Here is a 24,534-nt window from a genome sequence, read left to right on the forward strand (position 1 = left end):
GTGTTAGGGGCGTTCATGCGCGCACCGGTGATCATGGTCCACGGCGCCTTCTGCGGCGGATGGACCTTCGATGCGTTCCGCGCGCCGTTCGAGGCGGCGGGTCATCGGGTTCTGACGCCCGACCTGATCGGTCATGACGGCGCTAGCAGCGCTGCGGGCGTGTCCATGTCGGATTATGCGCGGCAGATCGGCCGGCTGGCCGAGGCCTGCGACACGCCCCCAATCCTGATCGGCCACTCCATGGGCGGTCTTGTCGCCCAGATGGCCGCCGCGCGCGCGCCCGTGTCCAAGCTGATCCTGTTGGCGCCGTCCGCGCCGTGGGGCGTTTCTGGCGCGACCCTTGAAGAAGCCGTCTCGGCGGTCAGCCTGTACGCGTTGGGCCCGTACTGGATGCAGGCGATCGCGCCCGACTACGGCGTCGTGCGCCGTTACAGCGTCGATCGGCTGGAGCGCTCCGAACGCAAGGCGGTCTTCGCCCGGATGACGGCGGAAAGCGGTCGGGCGCTGTGGGAGACGCTGAACTGGTGGCTCGACCCGTTCATGACCACCAATGTGCGTGCGCCCGCCTGTCCGGTCCTGGCGATCGCCGGCGGCAAGGACGTGATCCATCCGCCCGCCACGGTTCGCCAGACCGCCGCGCGCCTGGGCGGCCAGGTCGAGGTGTTCGCCGAGATGAGCCACTGGCTGCCCGGCGAGCCTGGTTGGGAAGGGGTCGCCGAACGCTGTCTGGCCTTCATCGCCGCCGAAGGGCGCGCGGCGGCCTGACGTCGCCTGCCTATTGCGGACTGAACAACTTCAGCCCGAGTATCCCCGCCACGATCAGCCCGAAACACACGAGCCGCGCGGCCGTGGCCGGCTCCTTGAACACCACGATGCCGACGATGGCCGTGCCCACCGCGCCGATGCCGGTCCAGACGGCGTAGGCCGTTCCCAGCGGAAGGGTCTTCACCGCCCAGCCCAAAAGCCCCATCGACAGGACGAGGCTGATCGCGGTCAGCACGATGGGGAAAGGCCGCGTAAAGCCTTCGGTGAACTTCAGGCCCACGGCCCAGCCCACCTCGAACAGTCCGGCGACGAAAAGAACGATCCAGGCCACGACGAGCCCCTTGTTTCAGAAGCGGGGTCGTCCCCAGGAAACGCAAAAGGCGCGGGGTCGTCCCCGCGCCTTCGCTAGATAGGTCCGCGCCCCAAGGGACGCAACACGCCGTTAGCGGCTGGTCGTGCTGTACAGGATCTGCGCACGCTCGAAGTTCTTGCCGACCGAGGTCTCGTCCAGCTTCTTCAGGCGCATGTAGACAAGCCCCGCGCGGCCGCCGGCCCAGGCGTCGTCCCACGAGACGGTGAAGCGACGGAAATCGCTGCCCACGGTCTGGTCGTTACGGATCAGGCGCAGCTGCGGGCTGTTTTCCCACGTCGCCCAGTCGTGCAGGCCGTTGGCCAGTTCCTGAGCCTGCTCCTGAGCCTGCGAGTAGTCGATCGTGACCGTGCAGACGTTGCGGTTCGAGCCCGGGTTATCCAGGGTGATGTTGAACGGCTTCTCCAGCGCGAAGATCCACTGCTCCTTCTTCTTCTTGAAGCCGTAATCCTTGACCAGCTGGGCGAAATCGCCGCCGGCGACCTGCGGCTTGCAGACCTTGTCCAGCACATCGAGCAGGCGGACGGTGAAGGGGTCGGTGGTGCGCGGACCGCGGACCGGCGCGACATAGGAGTCGGCGGCTGGCGCGGCTTCGGCGGCCGGAGCGGCGACGGCGGGAGCGGCTTGGTCAGCCGGCGCGCCGGGAGCGGCTTGATCCGCCGTAGCCGGCGTAGCGGCCGGAGTGGACGCAGGAGCAGTGGTTTGCTCTTGAGCGAAGGCGGAGGTCGAGACCGCGCCGAGGGCGATCAGGCTGACGAGCGCAAGGCGCATAGGCAAGGTATCCCCAACAAGACGAGAGGTCGGCATTAAAACCGACAGACGGTCCCTCGCAACCCTTATGGGCGCTGATTAAGACCAAGATTGGGCCACAGGTGTAATTTTATCTCCCGCAGCGCGACAGCAGGTCGCTTTCGGCGCGAAAACGCCCTCGACCCGGGGGACCGAGGGCGCTTCAAGATCATCTCGACACGGGATCGAGGCGGATCAGGCCGCTTCGACAGCGTGCTCCGCCAGGATCGTCAGGCCCTCGGGACCAACGTCCGCGAACCCGCCCTGGATATCGAACACCTTGGTGGTCGCGCCGTCCTTCACGGTCACCTTGCCTTCGCGCAAGGTGGTCATGAACGGCGCGTGGTTGGCCAGAACGCCGAAGTCGCCTTCAGCGCCCGGGGCCTGGACCATGTCCACCTCGCCCGAGAACAGTTCGCGCTCGGGGGCGACCAGAGAGAAGTGCAGCTTGGCCATCAGTTGAACGTCTCCTCGACACCGCCCAGGGCGGCCTCGATGTCTTCATCAGTCTGGATCTCGGTGCCGCAGAAAGGGCAGAAGCGGATGGTGGCCAGCACCACGCCCGTTTCGCCCTCTTCCTCGCGTTCGCCGAGGTTCAGCAGGATCAGGCCGCTGTCATGCTCGATCAAGCCGGCGTTGGTGTCCGGAGACACCGCTTCGGCCAGCTCGTCGCAGCAGAAATTGGCCAGGTCCGTCTCTTCGGTCATTAGGCTTCAGCCGCCATCTTTTCGGCCTTGGCCACGGCTTCTTCGATCGGGCCGACCATGTAGAAGGCGCCTTCCGGCAGGTGGTCGTACTCGCCGTCGACGATGCCCTTGAACGAGCGGATCGTGTCCTTCAGCTGGACGAAGGCGCCCGGCGTGTTGGTGAACTGCTCGGCGACGTGGAACGGCTGCGACAGGAAGCGCTGGATCTTGCGGGCGCGGGCCACGATCAGCTTGTCCTCTTCCGACAGCTCGTCCATGCCCAGGATGGCGATGATGTCCTTCAGGGCCTTGTACTGCTGCAGGACTTCCTGGACGCGACGAGCGACGGTGTAGTGCTCTTCGCCGATGACCAGCGGGTCCATGATCCGCGAGGTCGAGTCCAGCGGGTCCACGGCCGGGAAGATGGCCTGGGCCGCGATGTCACGCGACAGAACGGTGGTGGCGTCCAAGTGGGCGAACGAGGTGGCCGGAGCCGGGTCGGTCAAGTCGTCGGCGGGCACGTAGATGGCCTGGACCGAGGTGATCGAGCCCTTGTTCGTCGAGGTGATGCGCTCCTGCAGGTTGCCCATCTCGGTGGCCAGGGTGGGCTGATAGCCCACGGCCGACGGGATACGGCCCAGCAGAGCCGACACTTCGGCGCCGGCTTGGGTGAAGCGGAAGATGTTGTCGACGAACAGCAGCACGTCCTTGCCTTCCTCGTCACGGAAGTATTCCGCGATCGACAGGCCGGTCAGGGCGACGCGGGCGCGGGCGCCCGGGGGTTCGTTCATCTGGCCGTAAACGAGGGCGCAGCGCGAGCCTTCGGTCGAGCCGTTGTTGGCCTTCGGGTCGACGTTCACGTTCGACTCGATCATCTCGTGATAGAGGTCGTTGCCTTCGCGGGTGCGCTCGCCCACGCCGGCCAGAACCGAGTAACCGCCGTAAGCCTTGGCGATGTTGTTGATCAGTTCCTGCATCGTCACGGTCTTGCCGACGCCGGCGCCGCCGAACAGGCCGATCTTGCCGCCCTTGGTGTAGGGGCACATCAGGTCGATGACCTTGATGCCCGTGACCAGCACTTCAGCCGTGTTGGTCTGCTCGGCGAAGGTCGGGGCGTCGCGGTGGATCGGGCGCGACAGGGTCGACTGGATCGGGCCCTGCTCGTCGATCGGCTCGCCGATGACGTTCATGATGCGGCCCAGGGTGCCCGGACCGACCGGAACGCGGATCGGCTCGCCGGTGTCACGGACGGCTTGACCGCGGACCAGACCTTCGGTGGCGTCCATGGCGATAGCGCGGACGGTGTTCTGGCCCAGGTGCTGGGCGACTTCGAACACCAGGCGCTGGCCGGTGGCTTCGTTGACGGTCTCGACGGCGTTCAGGATCGCCGGCAGAGCGCCGTCGAACTCGATGTCGACGACGGCGCCGATGATCTGGACGAGGCGGCCGGTGGCGCCGTCCAGGTTCGTGGCCGGAGCCTTGGGCGCGGCGGCCTTCGGCGCGGCCGGCTTCTTGGCGGCCGGAGCCTTGGCGGCGGCGGCGGGAGCCTTGGCGGCGGCGGCCTTCGGAGCAGCAGCGGCCTTGGGGGCGGCGGGCTTCTTGGCGGCGGTCGCCGGCTTTTCAGCGGGGGTCTTGGCCATGGCGGTGCGGTCTTTTCTGTCTCTGCGTGCTTATGTCGTTAGGCTGGATCAGACGGCTTCGGCGCCGGAGATGATCTCGATCAGCTCCTTGGTGATCTGGGCCTGGCGGGAACGGTTGTACTCGAGGGTGTAGCGCTTGATCATGTCGCCGGCGTTGCGCGTGGCGTTGTCCATGGCGGTCATCTGGCTGGCGTAGAAGCCGGCCATGTTGTCCAGCAGGGCCGACAGGATCTGGACCGTCAGGTTGCGCGGCAGCAGGGTCTCGAGAATGGCCTCTTCCGAGGGCTCGTACTCGTAGACCGCCGCCGGACCCGAGGTCGCTTCCGCACCCTCGACCGTGGCGGGGATCAGCTGCAGGCCCGTGGGGATCTGCTGCACCACCGACTTGAAGCGGCTGTAGAACAGGGTGACCACGTCGGTCTCGCCCGCTTCATACTCGCGGGTGATGACGTCGGCGATCGGCTGCGCCACGGCCAGCGTCAGCTGGCGGTAGGACGACAGGTCGAACGTCTCGACGATGCGACCGGCGTAAGGCTTGGCGAGCTGCGCCGTCACCTTCTTGCCGACGCAAATCACGCGGACCTCCTTACCCTGGGCGATCAGCCCGTCGATGTGGGCGCGCGCGGCGCGAACGATCGACGAGGTGAAGCCGCCCGCCAGGCCGCGATCGGCCGCAGCGACGACCACCAGATGGCGATCGTCACGGCCGGTGCCGGCCAGGAGCTTCGGGGCGCCGTCGCCGGACACGCCGGCGGCGAGGTTGGCGATGACGCTGGCCAGACGCCGGGCGTAAGGACGGGCGGCTTCCGCCGCGTCCTGGCTCCGGCGCAGCTTGGCCGCCGCCACCATCTGCATCGCTTTCGTGATCTTTTGCGTCGCTTTGACGCTTGAGATCCGATTGCGCATTTCCTTCAAGCTGGCCATTCGGCGCTACTCTCTCCGAGCGGTTCCGAGGGGCTTAGGCGAAGGTCGACGAGAAGCTGTCGAGCGCGCTCTTCAGCGTGTTCTCCAGATCCTTGTCGAGCGCCTTCTTGGTGCGGATGCCTTCCAGGAGGTCGGCGTGCTGGCTGTGCAGGCGCGCCAGGAACTCGCTCTCGAAGCGACGCACCGACGAGGTCGGGATGCCGTCGAGGTAACCGCGGGTGCCGGCGTAGATCACGCAGACCTGCTCTTCGACCGACAGCGGCGCGTATTGCGGCTGCTTCAAGAGCTCGGTCAGGCGCTCGCCGCGGGCCAGCATCTTCTGGGTCGAGGCGTCCAGGTCCGAGCCGAACTTCGCGAAGGCGGCCATTTCACGGTACTGGGCCAGCTCGCCCTTAATCGGGCCGGCGACTTGCTTCATCGCCTTGATCTGGGCCGACGAACCGACGCGCGACACCGAGATACCGACGTTCACGGCCGGACGGATGCCTTGGTAGAACAGGTCGGTTTCCAGGAAGATCTGGCCGTCGGTGATCGAGATCACGTTGGTCGGGATGTAGGCCGACACGTCGTTGGCCTGGGTTTCGATGATCGGCAGCGCCGTCAGCGAGCCCGAACCGTTGTCTTCGTTCAGCTTGGCGGCGCGTTCCAGCAGGCGGGAGTGCAGGTAGAACACGTCGCCCGGATAGGCTTCGCGGCCCGGCGGGCGGCGCAGCAGCAGCGACATCTGGCGGTAGGCGACGGCTTGCTTGGACAGATCGTCATAGATGATCAGGCCGTGCAGGCCGTTGTCGCGGAACCACTCGCCCATGGCGCAGCCGGCGAACGGGGCCAGGTACTGCAGCGGAGCCGGCTCCGAGGCCGAGGCCACGACGACCGTGGTGTACTCGAGAGCGCCGTGCTCTTCGAGGGTCTTCACGATCTGGGCGACGGTCGAGCGCTTCTGGCCGATGGCGACATAGACGCAGTAGAGCTTGGCGCTCTCGTCCTTGCCGGCGTTGACGGCCTTCTGGTTCAGGATGGTGTCGATGGCGACGGCGGTCTTGCCGGTCTGACGGTCACCGATGATCAGCTCGCGCTGGCCACGGCCGACCGGGATCAGGGTGTCGATCGACTTCAGACCGGTCTGCACGGGCTCGTGCACCGACTTGCGCGGGATGATGCCCGGGGCCTTCACGTCGACGCGGCGACGCTCGGTGTATTCGATCGGGCCCTTGCCGTCGATCGGCTCGCCCAGCGGGTTGACGACGCGGCCCAGCAGGCCACGGCCGACCGGCACGTCCACGATCTCGCCGAGGCGACGGACTTCGTCGCCTTCCTTGATTTCCTGGTCCTGGCCGAAGATCACGGCGCCGACATTGTCGCGCTCGAGGTTCAGGGCCATGCCCTTCACGCCGGCCTTCGGGAATTCCAGCATTTCACCGGCCTGGACGTTGTCCAGACCGTAGATGCGGGCGATGCCGTCACCGACGGACAGCACCTGGCCGACGTCCGAGACGGCGGCCTCTTCGCCGAAGTTGGCGATCTGCGACTTGAGGATGGCCGAGATTTCGGCGGCGCGGATGTCCATGGTCTTCTGGGCTCTCTGCGATCTAATTTTTTAAGGCGCGCTTATACGCTCAGGCGCGCTTCAGGGCGAATTTCAGGGAATCGAGCTTCGAACGGAGCGAAGCGTCGAAGAGACGCGAACCAACGCGCACCTTCAGACCGCCCAGCAGGGACGGATCGACGCGCGTGGAAACTTCGGGGGTCTTGCCCAGGGCCTCGGCCAGAGCGGCTTGCACGCCCTTCAGCTGGGCGGGCGACAGGGCGGCGGCCGAGACGACTTCCGCCGTCACAACGCCGCGATGCTTGGCCGACAGGGCGACAAAGGCCGAGATCGCGCCCAGCAGGTCGCCGGTGCGACCGTTGGCCGCGACGAGGCCCAGAAACTTGGTGGTCAGCGGCTGGAAGCCGGCCTTCTTGGCCACGGCGGTCAGGCCCTTACCCTTGTCTTCAGCCGAGAAGGCCGGCGAAGCGATCAGGCGGCGCAGGTCGGCGCTGTCGGCGACCATGGCCTTCAAGCTCTTCAGGTCGGCCTCGACCTTTTGCAGGGAGCCGTTCTCGATCGTCAGTTCGAAGAGGGACTGCGCATAGCGCTGACCCGCATCCGTCGCCTTGGTTTCGTCCGCCACTTGGTATCCGCCCGGTGCGTTGCAAATCGCCGCCGACAAGAAGTTTAACCCTCATCGCGACTTAAAGGCTTGAACGCGCTTGAAAAAAGCACATGGACGGTCGGCGCTGCCGCGCCGTCCCGTCCGAAGCCGCGCGCCTGATAACACGGGCCTTTCGCAGTCGCAACCAAAGGGGCGCAACCAACAGCCCTGTCAGGCTCCCGCGCGGCGACATATCGCCGAGCCCGAAGCCGCCAAGCCGCCGTCGGCGCGCCGTAACTCGGCCTGGACGAAGACGAGGCTGCGCGTCGCGCGCTCGACCCACGCCTTGGCCTCAAAATCAGCCGCCCCCTCGCCTGAACCGTAGTCGACGGTCATCGAGGTCAGGGATGTTCCTTCGCCTGCGGCCTTGCGCAGTACGGATTCCAGTTGGGCGGCGAGGCTCGTATCCATAGGCTTCAACTAGTCCTGTCGCCGGAAAAGAAAAGGGGGCGGCGGGAGGTCCCGCCGCCCCTTTAAGGCGAATGCTCGAGGAAACAGCCAGACCGGGCCGGAGAAACGGCGGCCCACAACGCGTCTGGTACCAGGGTAAAGCGATAGGTGTTCTTACTTAGCCGCGACCTTGGCCGAGGCGTTGCAGCGGGTCAGGTCTTCAGCGTCCAGAGACTTGGTTTCGCCACCGAAGGCCGAGACGCGACCCACTTCCTTGGCGAGCGCCTTGCAGGCGGCCGCAGTGAGCGCGCGCGAGGGGGCTTGGGCCGAGACGCACTCGGCGCCCTCGCAGACGAAGACGGCGCCGCCGGCGACCACCTTGGTCTTGGCCGCGACCGGCGCGTCCAGAGCGGCGGCGATGCGGCCGTCGGCGAAGGCCGAACCCGCGAACATGGAGACAGACAGAGCGGCGACAGCCGCCAGCGAACGGAGCTTCATGAGAAAGCCCTCCGGCTTTGGGGAAGTTGCGGTCAGATCGAGGATCGGTGAAAAGCGTGTACTGGCCGCTCGACCCCGGGGATGACAGCGCCGGTATCCCCACCGGTGCTTCGGGTCCGAACTAAGCATCGCTTAGATATCAGTGATAAGAAATTGCGCAAGCGCAATTTCGCTTCCGCCTCGCATTTTCGAGAATCGCTCAGGTCTGGCCGGACACGGCCAAATCGGAACGGAATCTGGCGAGCCTAAAGCCCCAGGATCGAGTCGATCCGGCTCTCGGCCTTGGCGTGGATAGCGCGCTCCTCGACCATCCCCTTGGCGCGCGCGTAGCGCCCGTCCTTGCCGACCCGGCGCTGGATGCCGTCGGCGGTCAGCACGGGTCCGGGACCGGCCGGATCGGTGAAGGCGCTCATCACGGCGGCCATGGTCGCGCCGATGAAGGCGGCCGCCACGGGTCCGATCGCGCCGACCCAACCCTCACCGAAGATGGCCTGAAGGCGGTCGATCAGCAGCTCGCGGTTCGGCTGCTTCTCCATCACCCCGATCATCCAGAGGACGGAGCCTTCGACGATGGCGGCCAGCAGCACCGGCAGGATCACGCCCAAAGGGCGCGGCCGGACCAAGAGTCCGAGCGCTGCGCCGATGATCGCGAAGGCGGCCATGGTGATCATGGCGGTGAGCCTTAACCGGTTCTGGTCAAGGACCGGTTAAGGCCCGTTCCGCAGGGGCATGATTGGCCGCCGCCACCGCCCGCGCTTTAGTCTCTTCTACAGAGAAGAATACGCAGGGAGGCACGACCATGGACTTCCGACTGTCATCGGAACTTTCGGCCTATCTCGAAGAGCTAGACGCCTTCATCGAGGCCGAGATCGCGCCCCTCCAGGCGCAGAATGACAACCAGCGCTTCTTCGACCACCGCCGCGAATGGGCCCGCACCGACTGGGACGCCGGCGGCCTGCCGCGCCATGACTGGGAAGAGCTGCTGGGCAAGGCGCGCAAGCTGGCCGACAAGGCTGGCCACTATCGTTACGCCCTGCCAAAGGCCTACGGCGGCAAGGACGGCACCAACCTGGGCATGGCGGTGATCCGCGAGCACCTGGCCAGCAAGGGCCTTGGCCTCTTCAACGACCTGCAGAACGAGCACTCGATCGTCGGCAACAATCCGTTCGTGCTGATGATCCGCGACTTTGGCCGGCCCGACCAGCAGCACCTGATCGAGGACATGCTCGATCGCGGCGCGTTCCGCCCCACCTTTGGCCTGACCGAGCCCGACCACGGCTCGGACGCGACCCACATGGAGACCCAGGCGGTCCGCGAAGAGCGTCACGGCCAGGCCGGCTGGCGGATCGACGGCGAGAAGATGTGGACCACCGGCATGCACGTGGCCACGCACTGCTGCCTCTTCGCCCGCACCAGCGGCCAGGACGGCGACGCCCGGGGCATCACCGCCTTTCTGGTCCCCGCCCACGCGCCCGGCGTGAAGATCGAGGAGTATCTCTGGACCTTCAACATGCCGACCGACCACCCGCGGGTCAGCTTCACCGACGTCTGGGTGCCCGACAGCGCAATGTTCGGTCCAGAAGGCGGGGGCCTCGCTCTCGCCCAGCACTTTGTGCACGAAAACCGCATCCGCCAGGCGGCCTCCAGCCTGGGGGCGGCGGTCTACTGCATCGAGGAAAGCATCAAGTACGCGCGCGCCCGCAAGCCGTTCGGCAAGGCGCTGGCCGAGAACCAGGCCATCCAGTTCCCGATCGTCGAGCTTTCCACCCAGGCCGAGATGCTGCGCCTGTTGATTCGCAAGACGGCCTGGGAAATGGACCAGATGAGCAAGCCGGAGGTCGAAAAGCGCCTCTCGGACAAGGTCTCGATGTGTAACTACTGGGCCAACCGCCTCTGCTGCGAGGCCGCCGACCGGGCCATGCAGATCCATGGCGGCATCGGCTATTCGCGCCACAAGCCGTTCGAACACATCTATCGCCACCACCGCCGCTATCGGATCACCGAGGGCGCCGAGGAGATCCAGATGCGCAAGGTCGCCGCCTGGCTGTTCGGCTATATGGGCCCGCGCAAGCAGGCCTTCGCGGAGGGTTAGGCCTGGAGCCAAGCGACATGTCGAAGGTTTAATCCTGCGCGACCTGACGTAGTGTCACGGCCACGCTATCTAACAGCGGTATGCGGATGGACATGTCCGCATCTGGAGGGCTCTTGATGAACCGTGTCGCCATCTCTCGATTGGGCCGCAACGCCGCGCGCGTCGCCCTGGTCGTCGCCATCCCCGCCACCCTGGCCGGCTGCGGGATCAACACCATTCCGACCCAGGATGAGGCGACCAAGACCGCTTGGGCCGAGGTGCAGAACCAGTACCAGCGCCGGGCCGACCTGATCCCGAACCTGGTGGCGACGGTGAAGGGCTATGCGGCCCAGGAAAAGGACGTGCTGACCGCCGTCACCGAAGCTCGCGCCAGCGCCACCCAGGTGAAGGTCGACGCCTCGACCATCACCGACCCGGCCCAGTTCCAGAAATTCGCCGCCGCCCAGGATCAGCTGTCGGGCGTGCTGGGCCGCCTGATGGTGATCCAGGAGCAGTATCCGGACCTGAAGTCGAACCAGAACTTCATGGCCCTGCAGAGCCAGCTGGAAGGCACCGAGAATCGCATCGCGATCGCGCGGCGCGACTACAACGAGACCGCCCAGAAGTACAATACGACCCTGCGGACCTTCCCGAGCGTGTTCTGGGCAAAGACCCTCTACAGCGACCAGAAGCCGGCCCAGCTGTTCCAGGCCACGGCCGCCGCCCAGAGCGCGCCGACGGTGGACTTCTCCAGCCCGCCGACGGCGACGCCGCCAAAGGTGCAGTAGGATGGCCCTCCTCCCCCGAGAAACGGGGGAGGGGAACCGCCCCCGGGTCGCGCTTAGCGCGCGCCCGAGGACGGGCTCTGCGGTGGAGGGGGCGCTCTCCATCGCACAGCGCCCCCTCCGTCACGGCGCGCCTGCGCGCCGCGCCACCTGCCCCGTTGCACGGGTGAGGATGTGGCTGTTGATGCTGGTGGCGACACTCTTCGCCCTGCCCGCCCTCGCGGAGCCGAAATTCCCGCCGCTGTCCGGCCGCGTCGTCGACGAGGCGCAGGTTCTGTCGCCCGAGGTCGAACGCGACCTTTCCGACAAGCTCGAAGCGCTGGAGACCCGCACAGGCCATCAGCTGGTGGTGGCGACGGTCAGCAGCCTGCAGGGCTATCCGATCGAGGACTACGGCTACAGGCTCGGCCGGACCTGGGGGATCGGCGACAAGGACAAGGATGACGGCGCGATCCTGCTGGTCGCGCCCAATGATCGCCAGGTGCGGATCGAGGTCGGCTATGGCCTCGAGCCCGTCCTGACCGACGCCCTGTCCAGCGTGATCATCCAGTCGGCGATCCTGCCCAAGTTCCGCAACGGCGACATTTCGGGCGGCGTCGTCGCCGGCGCAGACGCCATGGTCGAGCAGCTGGGCCTTCCACCCGAGGAGGCCAAGGCGCGCGTGGCGGACGCCGCCCGCCCCGAGCGTCACGACTCGCGCGGGTCACCCCTCGTCGGACTGCTGATCTTCCTGTTCGTGATCTTCCTGTTCTCCAGCCTGTTCCGGGGACGGCGCGGGGGCCTCGGCTCAGCCCTGCCCTGGATCATCCTCAACGCCCTGACCAGCAGCGGACGCGGTGGCGGCGGTGACTGGGGCGGCGGAGGCGGCGGCTTCTCCGGCGGCGGCGGCTCGTTCGGCGGCGGCGGCAGTTCGGGACGGTGGTGAGATGGCCAAGCGCATGACCCCTCAAGACCTCGACCGTATCGCCCAGGCGGTAGCGGAGGCCGAAAAGACCACCGCCGGCGAAATCTTCTGCGTCCTCTCGCCCGAGGTGTCGGACTACCGCGAGACGCCGCTGGTCTGGGCCGCCGCCTCGGCGCTGGTTCTGCCGGCCGGCGCGCTTCTGGCGGGCTTCCGCCCGGAGATGCTGACCCGCCTGTTCGGCGGCTGGAGCGTCGGCCATCAGGCCGCCCAGGACGGCGCAATCCTCTCAGCGCTCTCCACCTACGTTGTGCTGCAGCTCGTGGTGTTCGTGGTCGCGGCGCTGGTGGTCACGATCCCGCCGATCCGCCGCGCCCTCACCCCCGGCGCGCTGAAGACGGCCCGCGTCAAGCGCGCGGCCATGGAGCAGTTCCTCAGCCACGGCCTGCACGTCACCCGCGACCGCACCGGTGTTCTGATCTTCGCGGCCCTGGCCGAGCATCGCGTCGAGGTCATCGCCGATGAGGGCATCTACAAGGCCGCGCCCAATGCGGTCTGGGACGAGGTGGTCGCCGACCTCGTCGCGGGCCTCAAGCGCGGCAAGATCGCCGACGGCTTCGTCGCCGCCGTCGCCCGCACCGGCGCGATCCTGGCCGCCCACGTCTCCCCGCGCGGCGACGACCGCAACGAGCTCTCCGACGGCCTGACGATCCTGCCGAAAAGGTGACGCTGGGGAGGGCTGGCGAAACCCGCCGCCTCGGCGTCATCATCGACGCCAAGGAAGAGGGGAAACGCCATGTCCAATATCGACCCGACCCGCGCGCAGTTCGACGCCTTCAAGGCCCTGCCGCGCGACACGCCGATCCACATGCTGAACCTGATCCGGCTAAAGCCGCTGGCCGACTATCCGGCCGATCATCCCAATCACGGCAAGGGCATGACGGGCCTGGACGCCTATCGCGAATATGGGCGCACCTCCGGTCCGATCTTCGAGGGACTGGGCGGGCGGCAGGTCTGGGCGGGCAGTCCCGAGGTGGTGCTGACCGGTCCGAGCGACGAGCGATGGGACCTGGCCTTCATCGCCGAGTATCCCAACGCGGGCGCCTTTTTGGCGATGGTCACGAACCCGGACTACCGCGAGCACGTCAAGCATCGCCAGGCGGCGGTGGAGGACTCCCGGCTGATCCGCTTTTCGCCCTTCGCGCCCGGCAAGGGCTTCGGCGAGTAGCGGGCTATTCCGCCGCCAGGGCGAGCGGCGCGGCCTGGACGCCGCGCACTAGGCGGCCCGGCAAGGCGCCGGTCGGCTCGCCGTCGCGCTGAGTGATCACGCCGGCGACGATCGTGGCGACATAGCCTTGCGCGCGCTGGATCAGGCGACGCCCGCCGGCAGGAAGGTCATAGGCCACCTGCGGCGCCTCCAGCCTCAGGCCCTCGTAGTCGATGACATTAAGGTCGGCGCGATAGCCCGGCGCGATCAGGCCTCGATCCAGCAGGCCGACGGCCTGGGCGGTGTCACGGGTCTGGCGGGCGATGATCGTCTCCAGCGGGATCCTTGGTCCCCGCGTCCGGTCACGGGTCCAGTGGATCAGGTTGCTGGTCGGGAAGCTGCCATCGCAGATCATGCCCACATGCGCGCCGCCGTCGGACAGGCCCGGCACGGTGTCGCGATGGGTCAGCATGGCGAAGCTGGGGTCCAGCGAGCCGTCCGCATAGTTCAGGAACGGATGGTACAGCATGCCCCGCCCGTCCTGGGCCAGCATGGCGTCCAGCGCGACGGCGGCCGGGTCACGCCCCTCCCGCGCGGCGATCGCGGCGACGGTCATGTCGGCGGTGGGCTCATAGTCCGGGTCGTCGCCCATCGGAAAGAGATTGTCCCAGGCCCGCAGCGCGCTGCCGGCGAAAGGTCCCTTGGCGTCGCCGTCGTGAGCCAGCAGCCGGGCGCGGAACGTCGGATCGGACAGGGCCGCGACCTTCTCCGCCAAGGGGCGGTCCTTCAGCTCGGCGAAGACCGGGTTCTGGCTGAACGGATTGAGGGTCAGCTCCAGGCCGAACAGCACGCCGACCGGCCGTCCGCACACCTGCGCCTTGATCGGCAGTCCCGCGTCGACGGCGGCGGCGACGCCGTCCAGCAGCGTCCGCCAGCCCTGCGGGGCCTTGGGGCTCTGGACCAGCGAGAACGACAGCGGACGGCCCGACCGCTCGACGATCCGGCGCAGCATGGCCAGTTCGGCGGGGCCGTCGATGAAGTCCGACACCACCTGCAGAACGCCCTTGCCCGCGGCCGCCAGACCCAGCGCGATGCCTGTCAGCTCATCCTCGCCGGCGGTCAGGGTCGGAGTGGGCTGGCCGTCGCTGGTGCGGTGATTGAGGGTGCGCGAGGTCGAGAAGCCCAGGGCGCCGGCCTCGACCGCGCGCCGGGCGATCGCGGCCATGGCGGCGATGTCCGCTTCGGTCGCCGGCTCGCGGTTGGCGCCGCGCTCGCCCATCACATAGACCCGCAGGGCAGCGTGCGGGAGCTGAGCGCCGACATCGACGTCAAAGGCGCGGCCGGCCAGGAAGTCGAGATAGTCGGGAAAGCTCTCCCAGGTCCACGGCAGCCCCTCGGTCAGGACAGGAAAGGGAATGTCCTCGACGCCTTCCATCAGGCGGATCAGGCGATCGTGGTCTTCCGGGCGACACGGGGCGAAGCCGACGCCGCAATTGCCCATCACCACCGTGGTGACGCCGTGGCCGGAGCTGGGGCCCAGCTGGCCGCTCCAGGTCGCCTGACCGTCATAGTGGGTGTGGATGTCGACAAAGCCTGGGGTGACGATACGGCCTCGGGCGTCGATCTCCTCGGCGCCGGCGCCTAGGCCCTTGCCGACCGCGACGATGACGCCGTCCCGCATGCCGACATCAGCCTGGAAGGCCGGCCCGCCAGCGCCGTCGAAAACCATCCCGCCTCGCAGGACCAGATCGTAGGCGTGCTCGGCCATGGCCGCCCTCCCGCTATCTTATCGTTGTTCACCAGCGTGAACCCCGCAGGGCGGAGGCGTCAAGAAAAAGGGCGGCCGCCGAAGCGACCGCCCCATCCCCGTTCCGGGAAGGTGTCTACCCCTAGAGCCTTTAGCCTGAAATCGGAATCGATTTCAGGCGTTAAAAAGGCTCTAAATCAGATACTTAGAGCGTGAGAATAGCCGAAACCGGTTCCCACTTTCGGCCTCACGCTCTAGAACGACTTGCGGACCGTCACGCCCATGGTGCGCGGTTGGCCAACGGCGTAGCCGAGGCGGGCGCGACCACCGCGTTCGCGGTCGAACGACAGAAGCGTGTTCTCGTCGAACAGGTTGTTGACGTAGAGCGTCAGGTCCACGCCGTCAGACATCTCGAGACCAGCGCTGAGATTGACGATCTCGTAGCTGGGCAGCTTCAGATTGACGACCGTCGGAACCGTGCCCGTGGCGCCGCCGAAGGCCAGGCCCGAGACGAACGAGCGCGGGTTGTTCTCCTGGTCGCTGGCCTGGGTGAAGCGGCTGCCGACGTGCTGCAGCGAGGCCTTCAGGTAGCCGTTGACGCCTTCGCGCACTTCCTTGGTGTAGGTGACATCGAACGACACCTGGAACTTCGGCACCGACGGCAGGCGATTGCCGTCGCGGATGCCGCCGATCACCGCGCCCGTGCCGTCCTTCACAGTCGAGTCGAACTCGGCCTCCAGCAGACTGCCCGACAGACCGATGTCGAGGCCTGAGGCCAGACGCGCGGTCAGCTCGGCTTCGACGCCCTTGGTGTGGGCTTTCGGCACGTTGAACACCACGCGCGACGAGCACGAGCCGGCGTCCAGGGTGGTCTGCAGGTTGCTGATGTCGGTGTAGAAGGCCGCCGCGTTCAGGGTGACGCGCCCGAACCGCGACTTCACGCCGCCTTCGTAGTTCCACAGCGTCTCATCGTCATACGACTGGTAGCCGCCGAAGATCGCCTTGTCCTGCGCCGAGCACAGCGGCAGGTTCAGCGGGTCGTTGACGCCGCCCAGACGGAAGCCCTTCGAGGCCTGGGCGTTGAAGGTGACCGTGTCGCTAGCCTCATAGCTGAGCAGGAAGCGCGGGGTGAACCCGTCCGATGAGGTCTTGTCGGTGCGATTGTCGCCGTTGGCGAACAGGCCGCCCGACTTGAACTGACGGGTTTCGCTGAAGTCGTAGTAGCGACCGCCGGCCGTCGCGGTCAGCTTGCCGAACGTATAGTTCAGCTCGCCGAACAGGGCCTTCTGCTTGATGTCGTAGGGCAGGTAGGCGTTGTAGGGCGAGTCCTTGCCAAAGCCGTTGGCGACGGCGGCCGAGGTGCCCGCGCCCAGCACAGCGTCGGTGTAGGTGTCATAGCCGGCGGTGGGCAGGCGCTGGTTGTAGACGCGGTCGACCTTCGAATAGAAGCCGCCGATCACCCACTGCAACGGACCGTCGCTGGTCGAGGCCAGGCGCAGTTCCTGGGTGAACTGCTCAAGGTCGGTGGTGTCGCGCAGGTTCGACGGCAGCAGCACCGCAGCGGCCGGATAGCCGAGATCCACCGACACGCTGCCGGTCAGGGCGCTGGCGTCGCGGCTGACGGTGATGTCGCGGCTGATGAAGCTGGTGACGCTGGTCAGGGTCGCGGCGTCGAACTTGACGTTGGCGGTCATGTCCGCCAGCAGCGTGTTGTCCGCGAAGCTCTCGTCCAGCAGCAGGTATTGCTCGCGTTCGCCCAGCCGGATCTTCGGCCGGGTCGTGGTGTTGTTGTTGGCGAAGAGGTTGAAGGTTTCCTGGCGGTTGAAGCCGCCGGCGCGGATCTCCTGGTAGACGACGCGCGGGGTGAAGTTCACCTGCTCGTTCGGCTCGATATAGAACGACAGGCGACCGCCGCGACGCACGCCGTCATTGACGTTCTTGTCGACCTTGCCGCCTTCCTTCCGGGCGTCGATGAAGCCGCCGTACTGCGTCAGATAGCCGACGGCGCGCATGGCGACCTTGTCGGAGATCGGGATGTTCACCGCACCCTTCACATGGCCGCCGAAGGCGTCGCCGTCGACGAGGTTGGCGTTGGCCTCGAACGTCCCCTCCGAGACGCCGAGCTTGGGCTGGTTGGTGATGTAGCGGATCGTGCCGCCCACCGAGCCCGAGCCGAACAGCGTGCCCTGCGGACCGCGCAGGGTCTCGACGCGGTTCAGGTCGAAGAGGTCGATATCGGGCGTGAACAGCGACAGCGAGATCACCGACTCGTCGAGATAGACGCCGACCTGCTCCTTCACGCCCGGCTGGTCGCGGACAACCTGGCCGGCCGAGACGCCGCGCACCGAGACCTGGCTCTGGCCGGGGCCGAGGTTCTGGATCGTCAGGCCCGCCACGTTGCGCGACAGGTCTTCCAAGGTCACCGCGCCCGAGCGCTGGATGTCCTTTTCAGTCTGGGCGTTGATCGAGAAGGGGATGTCCTGGATCGTCGCGTCGCGCTTGGTCGCGGTGACGATGATTTCCTCGATGGCGTTCTGATCGGCCTGCTGCGCGGCGGCGATCGACGGCAGCGCCACAAGGCCCGCCGCCAGAAGCGTGGAAAGCGCGCTGGCGCCCAGCAGCGCGCGCGCGCGACGGCGCGACGACACGATGGTCATGAATACCTCCCTGATGTTTTTCGCGTTCTTGGAGTCGCGACTCCCGACGCAGCGCCAGCGTTCATCCTGCCCCTGACTAAAGTCAACGCGAAACGAAGCGCATTAGAATCAGGGCGTTAGACACGCATAACACTGTGATCACAAAGCCACGCTCAAGCCTGAGAAGGGATGATTTTCCTTTACGCACGCGTGATCTTTCGCACCGCAACGAGACGGTCTAGGGTGGCGGCCAATTCAAACTAACGTTTAACGGGGAGTGCGCCTCTATGCGCGAAGCGGTCATTGTTTCCTACGCCCGCACCGGTCTGGCCAAGTCGGTCCGCGGCGGCTTCAACAACACCCATGGCGCGGCGATGGCCGGCCACGCGATCCAGCACGCGGTCGCCCGCGCCAAGCTCGAAGGCGCGGAAGTCGAGGACGTGGTCCTGGGCTGCGGCGGCCCCGAAGGCGCCACCGGCATGAACGTGGCGCGCAACGCGGCGATGTGGGCCGGCCTGCCGATCACCACCTCGGGCCAGACGGTCAACCGCTTCTGCTCGTCAGGCCTGCAAGCCATCGCCACGGCGGCCAACTATGTTCGCAACGACGGCGCGGAAGTCGCCATCGGCGGCGGCGTGGAATCGATCTCGCTGGTCAACGCCAGCGGTCACATGAACCGTTACCACATCACCGAGGAGAAGCTCCTCAAGACCCACCCGGCCCTGTGGATGGCGATGATCGACACCGCCGACATCGTGGCCAAGCGCTACAATGTCAGCCGCGAGTACCAGGACGAGTACGCCCTGCGCAGCCAGCAGCGCATCGCCGCCGCCCAGGCCGCCGGCCTCTTCGACGACGAGATCGTGCCGATGGCCACCAAGATGAAGGTGGTCAACAAGGAGACCAAGGAAGAGAGCCTGGTCGACTATGTGGTCAGCAAGGACGAGTGCAATCGCGCCGACACCACCCTGGAAGGTCTGGCCAAGCTCGAGCCGGTCAAGGGTCCGGGCAACTTCGTCACCGCCGGCAACGCCAGCCAGCTGTCGGACGGCGCCGCCGCCGTCGTGGTCATGGAAGCCAAGGAAGCCGCCCGTCGCGGCCTGGAGCCGCTGGGCGCGTTCCGCGGCTTCGCCGTGGCCGGTTGTGAGCCCGACGAGATGGGCATCGGCCCGGTCTTCGCCGTGCCGCGCCTGCTGGAGCGTCACGGCCTGAAGGTCGACGACATCGACCTGTGGGAGCTGAACGAGGCCTTCGCCAGCCAGTGCCTCTACAGCCGCGACCGCCTGGGCATCGATCCGGAGAAGTACAACGTCAACGGCGGCTCGATCGCCATCGGCCACCCCTTCGGCATGACCGGCGCCCGCTGCGCGGGCCATCTGCTGCTGGAAGGCAAGCGCCGCAAGGCCAAGCTGGGCGTGGTCACCATGTGCATCGGCGGCGGCATGGGGGCTGCGGGCCTGTTCGAAATCTTCTGATTTCGGCGCGCGGACACCTTTCCGTCCGCGAAACCTGCGCGTGAGTGAAGAAGGCCGGGAACCGTCGAGGCGGTTTCCGGCCTTTCTTGTCGGATCAGGTTGGAGCGGAACGCCGCCGACGACTTGAACCCCATGCCGGCGTGGCCATCTGTGCGCCCGTCGGCTTTAGCGACTGTCGCAACACGACGCAGACCAGAGACCCAGCATGGCCAGCAAGGCCTTCTTCGCCCTCGCCCTCCTGATCGCCGCCGCCATTGGTCTGGCCTTGCCGACGCCGGGCCCGGGACCCAAGCCGCAACCCACCGAGTCATCCTTCCAGACCATCACGATCAACAAGGGCTGAGGCCATAGCAAAAAGGCCCCCGGCGAACCGGGAGCCTTCTGGTGATCAGTCTGTCAGGCGATCAAAACTCTTCCCAATCCTCGCGAACCGCCACGGCGGCGGAGCCTCGTCCAGGCCGCGCCGATACGGTTGGACGCGGCGCGGGCGTTTCGGCCGGCGGACGGTAGTTGACGCGCGGCGCGCTCGCCGGCGGCGCCATCGCCGCGCCTTCGGCCACGCGGAAGCGCGCGACCATTTCGGCCAGGGACTTGGCCTCGTTCTTCAGCGAGTGGGTGGCCGCGGTGGCCTCCTCGACCATGGCCGCGTTCTGCTGAACGACCTGGTCCATCTGGTTCACCGCCGTGTTGACCTCGTTCAGGCCCGTAGCCTGCTCGCTGGCCGACGCCGAGATCTCCTTGACCAGATTGTCGATGGTTGCGACCTGCTCGACGATACGGTTCAGGGCCTCGCCGGTTTGGCCAACCAGGTTGACGCCCGCCTCGACCTGCTGGGTCGAGGTCGAGATCAAGGTCTTGATCTCCTTGGCAGCGTCGGCCGAACGTTGCGCCAGAGCCCGGACTTCCTGGGCGACGACCGCGAAGCCGCGACCGGCTTCACCCGCGCGCGCCGCCTCGACCCCGGCGTTCAGCGCCAGCAGGTTGGTCTGGAAGGCGATCTCGTCGATCACGCCGATGATCTGGCTGACCTGGTTGGAGGAGGCCTCGATTTCCGTCATGGCCGAAACCGCCTGGCTGACGATCTGACCCGATTTTTCCGCGTCCGTGCGGGCCACGGCGACGACCTGCGAGGCCTCCTTGGCGCCGGCGGCGGTCTTGCGGACCGTCGCGGTGATTTCGTCCAGCGCCGCAGCGGTCTCTTCCAGGCTGGCGGCCTGCTGTTCGGTGCGACGCGACAGGTTGTCGGACGCCTGTGAGATCTCGTCCGTGCCGCTGTTGACCCCGCCCGTCGCCACGCTGATCGCCTGGATCGCTTCCTGCATCCGGTCGGCGGCGGCGTTGAAATTGGTCTTCAGGCTCTCGGTCTTGGGAGCGAAGGGCGTGGTGATGCGGTGCGTCAGGTCGCCCGAGGCCATGCGATCCAGACCCTCGTTCAGCGCCGAGATGGCGACAGCGTCGTGATGGGCGACCTCGGCCTTTTCGGCCTCGCTGGCGGCGCGTTCCTCTTCCGCAGCCTGGCGCTGCGCGGCGGCGGCGGCCTCGATACGAACCTTCTCTGCTTCGGAGTCTTTGAAGTAGGCCACCGCGCCGGCCATCTGGCCGATCTCGTCCTTGCGGCCGCGCGCCGGCACGTCGACGCTGTGATCGCCGGAGGCCAGACGGCGCATGGCGCTGGTCATGGCGGTGACGGGCTTGGCGATAGCGCCGGTCAGCAACAGCCCGCCCGCGATGGCGATGGCGGCGGTGATCAGGATGCCGATCGCCAGAGCCAGGGTCGATTGCGCATCGGCGCGCTTTTGGGCGGCGGCTTCGGTGGCCAGTTCTTCCTCGGCGTTCTTGGTGATGGCCTCGATGGCGTTTTCAACCGGTTCGACGGCCTTGTCGGCGACGCCGTCATTGCGGACCAGCTCGACCGCCTGGGGACGGGTGGCCGGATCCGCGCCGAGGGCGAAGGCCGGCTCGATGGCCATCTTGCGATAGTTGGCGTAGGCGGCGTCGACGGCGGCGATCCGCGCAAGGTCCTCTTGGTCGCCATCAGCCAGGGCGCGCAACGTGTCGAGCGCCTTCATGAACTTGGGCTTGTGGGCCTCTTCCAGGCGTTTGACGTAGTAAGTATCGCCCGACAGCAGGAAGCCGCGCAGCGAGTTCTCCTGCCGCGTCAGGCGGAAGGCCGCCTGATCGGCCGCGCGGACCATTTCATAGGCGCGCTCGGTCCGGTGCACCGACTTGGTGAAGCTCACATTATTGGCATACAGCGCCACGCCCATAAGCATGATCGTCGTGAGCATGACGGCGAACACCGCCATCAGTTTTTGCGAGATCTTCAGGTCACCAAAGGACACGGCCGGCTCCAAGTCTGGCGCTAGGCCACAAAAATTGGAAAACGCTGATATATTTCAGCGCAAACCAATCGCAGCCTTCATCCCCAAGCTTCCGCCGAAACCCCTTTCAGAGGCATTAACCTTGCCGCGGCGAGATGTCGCACAGCCGACATTTTCGCCGCTTTTTTGATCAGTGCGCCTCGTCCCAGTTGCTGGCGCCCCGCGCCTCAACCGTCAACGGGATCGACAGCGCCACGGCCGGTTCGGCCGCCTTCTCCATCACCGCCCGGATCACGTCGCAGGCGCGGTCGGCCTCGCTCTCGGGCGCTTCGAACACCAGTTCGTCGTGCACCTGCAGCAGCATCCGGGTCGACAACCCGGCGGCCTCCAGCGCTGCGGGCATGCGGATCATCGCCCGGCGCATGACATCCGCCGCCGCGCCCTGGATCGGGGCGTTGATCGCCGCGCGCTCGGCGAACTGGCGATGCGCGGCCGACTTGGCCTCGATGTCGGGGATGTTGATCTTCCGGCCGAAGATCGTGGTGACATAGCCGTGCTCGCGCACGAAGGCCTTGGTCGCGTCCATATAGGCCTGGATGCCCGGGAAGCGTTCGAAATAGGTCTTGATATAGGCCCCCGCCTCGCCCTGGCCGATGCCCAGCTGGTTGGCCAGGCCAAAGGCGCTGATGCCGTAGACGATGCCGAAATTGATCGCCTTGGCCCGGCGACGGATCATCGGGTCCATGCCCTCGATCGGCGTGTCAAACATCTCCGAGGCCGTCATGGCGTGGATGTCGAGACCTTCCTGGAAGGCCTTCTTCAACTGCGGAATGTCGCCGATATGGGCCAGGAGGCGCAGCTCGATCTGGCTGTAGTCGGCGCTGATCAGCACGTTGCCCGGCGCGGCCACGAAAGCCTTGCGGATCTTGCGGCCTTCTTCGGTGCGAACCGGGATGTTCTGCAGGTTGGGGTCAGACGAAGACAAACGCCCCGTGGTCGTCGCCGCCAGGGCGTACGAGGTGTGGACCCGTCCCGTCGACGGCGCGATCGCCGCGATCAGGTTCTCGGTGTAGGTGCCCTTCAGCTTGGAGAGCTGGCGCCAGTCCAGCAGGACGCGCGGCAACTCGTGCTCCAGGGCCAGGCTCTCCAGCACGTCGCTGTCGGTCGACCACTGGCCGGTGGCGGTCTTCTTGCCGCCCTTCATCTGCATCTCGCCAAACAGCACGTCGCCGATCTGCTTGGGGCTACCGAGGTTGAAGGGGCGACCGACCAGCTCCTGAGCGCGGGCCTCGAACTGGGCCATCCGCAACGAGAACTCGTTGGACAGCAGGCGCAGGGCCTCGGGGTCCACGCGGACGCCGTTGTTCTCCATCATCGCCAGCACCGCCGGCATCGGGCGCTCCAGCGTCTCATAGACGGTCGACAGCCCGGCCCGCGCCAGCTGGGGCTTGAGGTGGTGGTAGAGCCGCAAGGTGACGTCGGCGTCCTCGGCGGCGTAGGCCGTCGCCTCGGGCAGGGCCACGTGCTTGAAGCTGATCTGCCCCTTGCCGCTGCCGGCCACCTGCTTGAACGGGATCGGCTTGTGTCCCAGGTGCAGCTCGGACAGCTCGTCCATGCCGTGGCCATGCAGGCCCGCCTCCAGCACGTAGCTGATCAGCATCGTGTCTTCGATCGGCGCGACCTGGATCCCATGCCGGGCCAGGACGGCGATGTCGTACTTGGCGTTCTGCGCCACCTTGAGCACCGCCGGATCCTCCAGCAGCGGCTTGAGGGTGGCTATGACGTCCGCCAGCGGGATCTGCTCGATGTCGGCGGGAGCCTCGAAGGCCAGGCCGTCGGCCTTTTCGCAATGGCTGATGGGGATGTAGCAGGCCTCGCCCGGCGCGATGGCCAGTGACACGCCGCACAGCCCCGCCGTCGCCGACGACAGGGCGTCGGTCTCGGTATCGAAGGCGACTAGGCCCTTGGCGGTCGCCTTGTCCACCCAGGCCTTGAGGGTCTCAAGGTCGCGGACGCAGGCGTAGGCCGCGTGGTCGATCTTCACCGGCTCGACCGGATGCGCCGCCGCGCGGGCGGCCGCGCCCATGTACGAGACGCTGACCACCGGGGCCTTGGGCGGCGCGGCGGGGCGGTCGAGCGTTCCGGGCGTCGCGGCGGCCGAGCCGTCGCCGACCCGGCGGGCCAGCGAGCGGAACTCCATCTGCTCCAGGAAGGCGCCAAGAGCCTCCTTGTCGGGCTCGCGGACCTTCAGGTCGTCCAGCGGCTGGGGCAGTGGGGTGTCGCAGTCCAGCTTCACCAGGGCCCGCGACAGGCGGATCTGGTCGGCGAAGTTGATCAGGGTCTCGCGGCGCTTGGGCTGCTTGATCTCGCCCGCGCGCGCCAAGAGCGTGTCGAGGTCGCCATATTCGGTGATCAGCTGGGCGGCGGTCTTGATCCCGATGCCCGGCGCGCCCGGCACATTGTCGACGCTGTCGCCGCACAGGGCCTGAACGTCGACCACCTTCTCAGGATAGACGCCGAACTTCTCGAACACCTGCTCGCGATCGATGCGCACGCCCTTCATCGGGTCGTACATCGAGACGCCGTCGCCGACGAGCTGCATCAGGTCCTTGTCGGACGAGACGATGATCGCCTCGCCGCCGACGTCGCGGGCCTTGCAGGCATAGGCCGCGATCAGGTCATCGGCCTCGTAGCCCGGCAGCTCGATGGCCGGCACGCCGAAGGCCAGCGTCGCCTCGCGCACCAGCGGGAACTGCGGGATCAGGTCCTCGGGCGGCGGCGGCCGGTGGGCCTTGTACTGGTCGTAGAGGTTGTTTCGGAACGTCTTTTCCGAGTGGTCCCAGATCACCGCAAGGTGGGTGGGCGTGTCGCCCTGCATGTCGCGGAGCAGCTTCCACAGCATGTTGCAGAAGCCCTGCACCGCGCCCACGGGCAGGCCGTCGCTCTTGCGGGTGAGCGGCGGCAGGGCGTGATAGGCGCGGAACAGATAGGCCGAGCCGTCGACCAGGAAGAGCCGGACGGCCGGGCCGTCCTGGGTCAGTTCGGAAGCGTTCGGAAGCGGGGGCGCGGCGGCGTCGGTCATGGCCGGCAACATAGGGGGCGCGGCGCGCGTCGGGAACCCTTCGGCGGGCCCGCCC

The 24,534-nt window shown here is 67.0% G+C and carries 23 protein-coding genes; 8 read left to right on the forward strand and 15 right to left on the reverse strand.

Features of this window, described 5'->3' with window-relative positions:
• The first annotated feature begins 15 nt into the window (after positions 1 to 15).
• Positions 16 to 765: an alpha/beta hydrolase gene (locus J2X45_RS14365; RefSeq protein WP_310215857.1), complete on the forward strand. Its 750-nt coding sequence runs from the start codon at positions 16 to 18 to the stop codon at positions 763 to 765.
• A 10-nt stretch (positions 766 to 775) separates the two neighbouring features.
• On the opposite strand, the gene sugE is transcribed toward J2X45_RS14365, so the two are convergent.
• The 11 genes from sugE to J2X45_RS14420 all read right to left on the reverse strand — a co-directional run bounded on the left by sugE (position 776) and on the right by J2X45_RS14420 (position 8,916).
• Positions 776 to 1,096: a quaternary ammonium compound efflux SMR transporter SugE gene (gene sugE, locus J2X45_RS14370; protein ID WP_310215859.1), complete on the reverse strand. Its 321-nt coding sequence runs from the start codon at positions 1,094 to 1,096 to the stop codon at positions 776 to 778.
• A 111-nt stretch (positions 1,097 to 1,207) separates the two neighbouring features.
• Positions 1,208 to 1,912, reverse strand: a complete 705-nt coding sequence (locus tag J2X45_RS14375) for a hypothetical protein (protein ID WP_310215861.1) — start codon at positions 1,910 to 1,912, stop codon at positions 1,208 to 1,210.
• 207 nt (positions 1,913 to 2,119) lie between these two features.
• A complete protein-coding gene (locus tag J2X45_RS14380; protein ID WP_010921274.1) occupies positions 2,120 to 2,380 on the reverse strand; it encodes an ATP synthase F1 subunit epsilon in 261 nt (86 codons plus the stop codon).
• A complete protein-coding gene (locus J2X45_RS14385) occupies positions 2,380 to 2,631 on the reverse strand; it encodes a hypothetical protein (protein ID WP_310215864.1) in 252 nt (83 codons plus the stop codon). The genes J2X45_RS14380 and J2X45_RS14385 overlap by 1 nt, the downstream gene beginning before the upstream one ends.
• Complete coding sequence (gene atpD / locus J2X45_RS14390; RefSeq protein ID WP_310215865.1) at positions 2,631 to 4,250, reverse strand: F0F1 ATP synthase subunit beta; 1,620 nt, start codon at positions 4,248 to 4,250, stop codon at positions 2,631 to 2,633. The genes J2X45_RS14385 and atpD overlap by 1 nt, the downstream gene beginning before the upstream one ends.
• 48 nt (positions 4,251 to 4,298) lie before the next feature.
• Positions 4,299 to 5,174, reverse strand: coding sequence for a F0F1 ATP synthase subunit gamma (locus tag J2X45_RS14395; RefSeq protein WP_310215867.1), 876 nt, complete (start codon positions 5,172 to 5,174; stop codon positions 4,299 to 4,301).
• 34 nt (positions 5,175 to 5,208) lie between these two features.
• Positions 5,209 to 6,741 carry a F0F1 ATP synthase subunit alpha gene (atpA, locus tag J2X45_RS14400; RefSeq protein ID WP_310215869.1) on the reverse strand — a complete coding sequence of 511 codons (1,533 nt, stop codon included), beginning with the start codon at positions 6,739 to 6,741 and terminating at the stop codon, positions 5,209 to 5,211.
• 49 nt (positions 6,742 to 6,790) lie between these two features.
• Positions 6,791 to 7,345, reverse strand: coding sequence for a F0F1 ATP synthase subunit delta (locus J2X45_RS14405; protein ID WP_310215871.1), 555 nt, complete (start codon positions 7,343 to 7,345; stop codon positions 6,791 to 6,793).
• A 192-nt stretch (positions 7,346 to 7,537) separates the two neighbouring features.
• On the reverse strand, positions 7,538 to 7,777 hold the full coding sequence (locus J2X45_RS14410; RefSeq protein ID WP_310215872.1) for a hypothetical protein: 240 nt from the start codon (positions 7,775 to 7,777) through the stop codon (positions 7,538 to 7,540).
• Positions 7,778 to 7,930: 153 nt separating this feature from the next.
• Positions 7,931 to 8,254 carry a CC_3452 family protein gene (locus tag J2X45_RS14415; RefSeq protein ID WP_310215874.1) on the reverse strand — a complete coding sequence of 108 codons (324 nt, stop codon included), beginning with the start codon at positions 8,252 to 8,254 and terminating at the stop codon, positions 7,931 to 7,933.
• Between the two features lie 245 nt (positions 8,255 to 8,499).
• Positions 8,500 to 8,916 (reverse strand): hypothetical protein, encoded by a 417-nt coding sequence (locus tag J2X45_RS14420; protein WP_310216064.1) that lies wholly within the window; start codon positions 8,914 to 8,916, stop codon positions 8,500 to 8,502.
• 137 nt (positions 8,917 to 9,053) lie between these two features.
• Between J2X45_RS14420 and J2X45_RS14425 the strand changes: the two genes are divergently transcribed.
• The 5 genes from J2X45_RS14425 to J2X45_RS14445 all read left to right on the forward strand — a co-directional run bounded on the left by J2X45_RS14425 (position 9,054) and on the right by J2X45_RS14445 (position 13,239).
• A complete protein-coding gene (locus J2X45_RS14425; protein ID WP_310215876.1) occupies positions 9,054 to 10,346 on the forward strand; it encodes an acyl-CoA dehydrogenase family protein in 1,293 nt (430 codons plus the stop codon).
• Between the two features lie 116 nt (positions 10,347 to 10,462).
• The gene (locus J2X45_RS14430; RefSeq protein WP_310215878.1) at positions 10,463 to 11,113 is read left to right on the forward strand and encodes a LemA family protein; all 651 of its coding nucleotides are present in this window, start codon (positions 10,463 to 10,465) and stop codon (positions 11,111 to 11,113) included.
• A gap of 1 nt (position 11,114) precedes the next feature.
• Positions 11,115 to 12,035, forward strand: a complete 921-nt coding sequence (locus J2X45_RS14435; RefSeq protein WP_310215881.1) for a YgcG family protein — start codon at positions 11,115 to 11,117, stop codon at positions 12,033 to 12,035.
• 1 nt (position 12,036) lies between these two features.
• A complete protein-coding gene (locus tag J2X45_RS14440) occupies positions 12,037 to 12,738 on the forward strand; it encodes a TPM domain-containing protein (RefSeq protein WP_310215882.1) in 702 nt (233 codons plus the stop codon).
• Between the two features lie 69 nt (positions 12,739 to 12,807).
• Positions 12,808 to 13,239 (forward strand): DUF1330 domain-containing protein, encoded by a 432-nt coding sequence (locus tag J2X45_RS14445; RefSeq protein WP_310215884.1) that lies wholly within the window; start codon positions 12,808 to 12,810, stop codon positions 13,237 to 13,239.
• Between the two features lie 4 nt (positions 13,240 to 13,243).
• Here J2X45_RS14445 and J2X45_RS14450 read toward each other — a convergent pair whose 3' ends face one another.
• A complete protein-coding gene (locus tag J2X45_RS14450; RefSeq protein ID WP_310215885.1) occupies positions 13,244 to 14,986 on the reverse strand; it encodes an amidohydrolase family protein in 1,743 nt (580 codons plus the stop codon).
• A 233-nt stretch (positions 14,987 to 15,219) separates the two neighbouring features.
• On the reverse strand, positions 15,220 to 17,622 hold the full coding sequence (locus tag J2X45_RS14455; RefSeq protein ID WP_310215887.1) for a TonB-dependent receptor: 2,403 nt from the start codon (positions 17,620 to 17,622) through the stop codon (positions 15,220 to 15,222).
• A gap of 266 nt (positions 17,623 to 17,888) precedes the next feature.
• Between J2X45_RS14455 and J2X45_RS14460 the strand changes: the two genes are divergently transcribed.
• A complete protein-coding gene (locus J2X45_RS14460) occupies positions 17,889 to 19,076 on the forward strand; it encodes an acetyl-CoA C-acyltransferase (protein WP_310215890.1) in 1,188 nt (395 codons plus the stop codon).
• 205 nt (positions 19,077 to 19,281) lie between these two features.
• Positions 19,282 to 19,419 carry a hypothetical protein gene (locus tag J2X45_RS14465; RefSeq protein WP_310215892.1) on the forward strand — a complete coding sequence of 46 codons (138 nt, stop codon included), beginning with the start codon at positions 19,282 to 19,284 and terminating at the stop codon, positions 19,417 to 19,419.
• Between the two features lie 61 nt (positions 19,420 to 19,480).
• Here the strand turns inward: J2X45_RS14465 and J2X45_RS14470 are convergent, their stop codons facing one another.
• Both J2X45_RS14470 and polA read right to left on the reverse strand, forming a co-directional pair.
• Positions 19,481 to 21,418, reverse strand: coding sequence for a methyl-accepting chemotaxis protein (locus J2X45_RS14470; protein WP_310215894.1), 1,938 nt, complete (start codon positions 21,416 to 21,418; stop codon positions 19,481 to 19,483).
• A 169-nt stretch (positions 21,419 to 21,587) separates the two neighbouring features.
• Complete coding sequence (polA, locus tag J2X45_RS14475) at positions 21,588 to 24,479, reverse strand: DNA polymerase I (RefSeq protein ID WP_310216066.1); 2,892 nt, start codon at positions 24,477 to 24,479, stop codon at positions 21,588 to 21,590.
• Between the last annotated feature and the right edge of the window lie 55 nt (positions 24,480 to 24,534).

The organism is Caulobacter sp. BE264 (genome assembly GCF_031457805.1).
In the GTDB taxonomy this organism is placed as follows: domain Bacteria; phylum Pseudomonadota; class Alphaproteobacteria; order Caulobacterales; family Caulobacteraceae; genus Caulobacter.

What these genes read in the sequence shown, in the direction of transcription:
- J2X45_RS14365 (WP_310215857.1), top strand. Translation starts at nt 16, where the DNA reads ATGCGCGCACCGGTGATCATGGTCCACGGCGCCTTCTGCGGCGGATGG.
- J2X45_RS14380 (WP_010921274.1), bottom strand. Translation starts at nt 2,380, where the DNA reads ATGGCCAAGCTGCACTTCTCTCTGGTCGCCCCCGAGCGCGAACTGTTC.
- J2X45_RS14385 (WP_310215864.1), bottom strand. Translation starts at nt 2,631, where the DNA reads ATGACCGAAGAGACGGACCTGGCCAATTTCTGCTGCGACGAGCTGGCC.
- atpD (WP_310215865.1), bottom strand. Translation starts at nt 4,250, where the DNA reads ATGGCCAAGACCCCCGCTGAAAAGCCGGCGACCGCCGCCAAGAAGCCC.
- J2X45_RS14395 (WP_310215867.1), bottom strand. Translation starts at nt 5,174, where the DNA reads ATGGCCAGCTTGAAGGAAATGCGCAATCGGATCTCAAGCGTCAAAGCG.
- atpA (WP_310215869.1), bottom strand. Translation starts at nt 6,741, where the DNA reads ATGGACATCCGCGCCGCCGAAATCTCGGCCATCCTCAAGTCGCAGATC.
- J2X45_RS14410 (WP_310215872.1), bottom strand. Translation starts at nt 7,777, where the DNA reads ATGGATACGAGCCTCGCCGCCCAACTGGAATCCGTACTGCGCAAGGCC.
- J2X45_RS14415 (WP_310215874.1), bottom strand. Translation starts at nt 8,254, where the DNA reads ATGAAGCTCCGTTCGCTGGCGGCTGTCGCCGCTCTGTCTGTCTCCATG.
- J2X45_RS14420 (WP_310216064.1), bottom strand. Translation starts at nt 8,916, where the DNA reads ATGGCCGCCTTCGCGATCATCGGCGCAGCGCTCGGACTCTTGGTCCGG.
- J2X45_RS14425 (WP_310215876.1), top strand. Translation starts at nt 9,054, where the DNA reads ATGGACTTCCGACTGTCATCGGAACTTTCGGCCTATCTCGAAGAGCTA.
- J2X45_RS14430 (WP_310215878.1), top strand. Translation starts at nt 10,463, where the DNA reads ATGAACCGTGTCGCCATCTCTCGATTGGGCCGCAACGCCGCGCGCGTC.
- J2X45_RS14435 (WP_310215881.1), top strand. Translation starts at nt 11,115, where the DNA reads ATGGCCCTCCTCCCCCGAGAAACGGGGGAGGGGAACCGCCCCCGGGTC.
- J2X45_RS14440 (WP_310215882.1), top strand. Translation starts at nt 12,037, where the DNA reads ATGGCCAAGCGCATGACCCCTCAAGACCTCGACCGTATCGCCCAGGCG.
- J2X45_RS14445 (WP_310215884.1), top strand. Translation starts at nt 12,808, where the DNA reads ATGTCCAATATCGACCCGACCCGCGCGCAGTTCGACGCCTTCAAGGCC.
- J2X45_RS14450 (WP_310215885.1), bottom strand. Translation starts at nt 14,986, where the DNA reads ATGGCCGAGCACGCCTACGATCTGGTCCTGCGAGGCGGGATGGTTTTC.
- J2X45_RS14455 (WP_310215887.1), bottom strand. Translation starts at nt 17,622, where the DNA reads ATGACCATCGTGTCGTCGCGCCGTCGCGCGCGCGCGCTGCTGGGCGCC.
- J2X45_RS14460 (WP_310215890.1), top strand. Translation starts at nt 17,889, where the DNA reads ATGCGCGAAGCGGTCATTGTTTCCTACGCCCGCACCGGTCTGGCCAAG.
- J2X45_RS14465 (WP_310215892.1), top strand. Translation starts at nt 19,282, where the DNA reads ATGGCCAGCAAGGCCTTCTTCGCCCTCGCCCTCCTGATCGCCGCCGCC.
- polA (WP_310216066.1), bottom strand. Translation starts at nt 24,479, where the DNA reads ATGACCGACGCCGCCGCGCCCCCGCTTCCGAACGCTTCCGAACTGACC.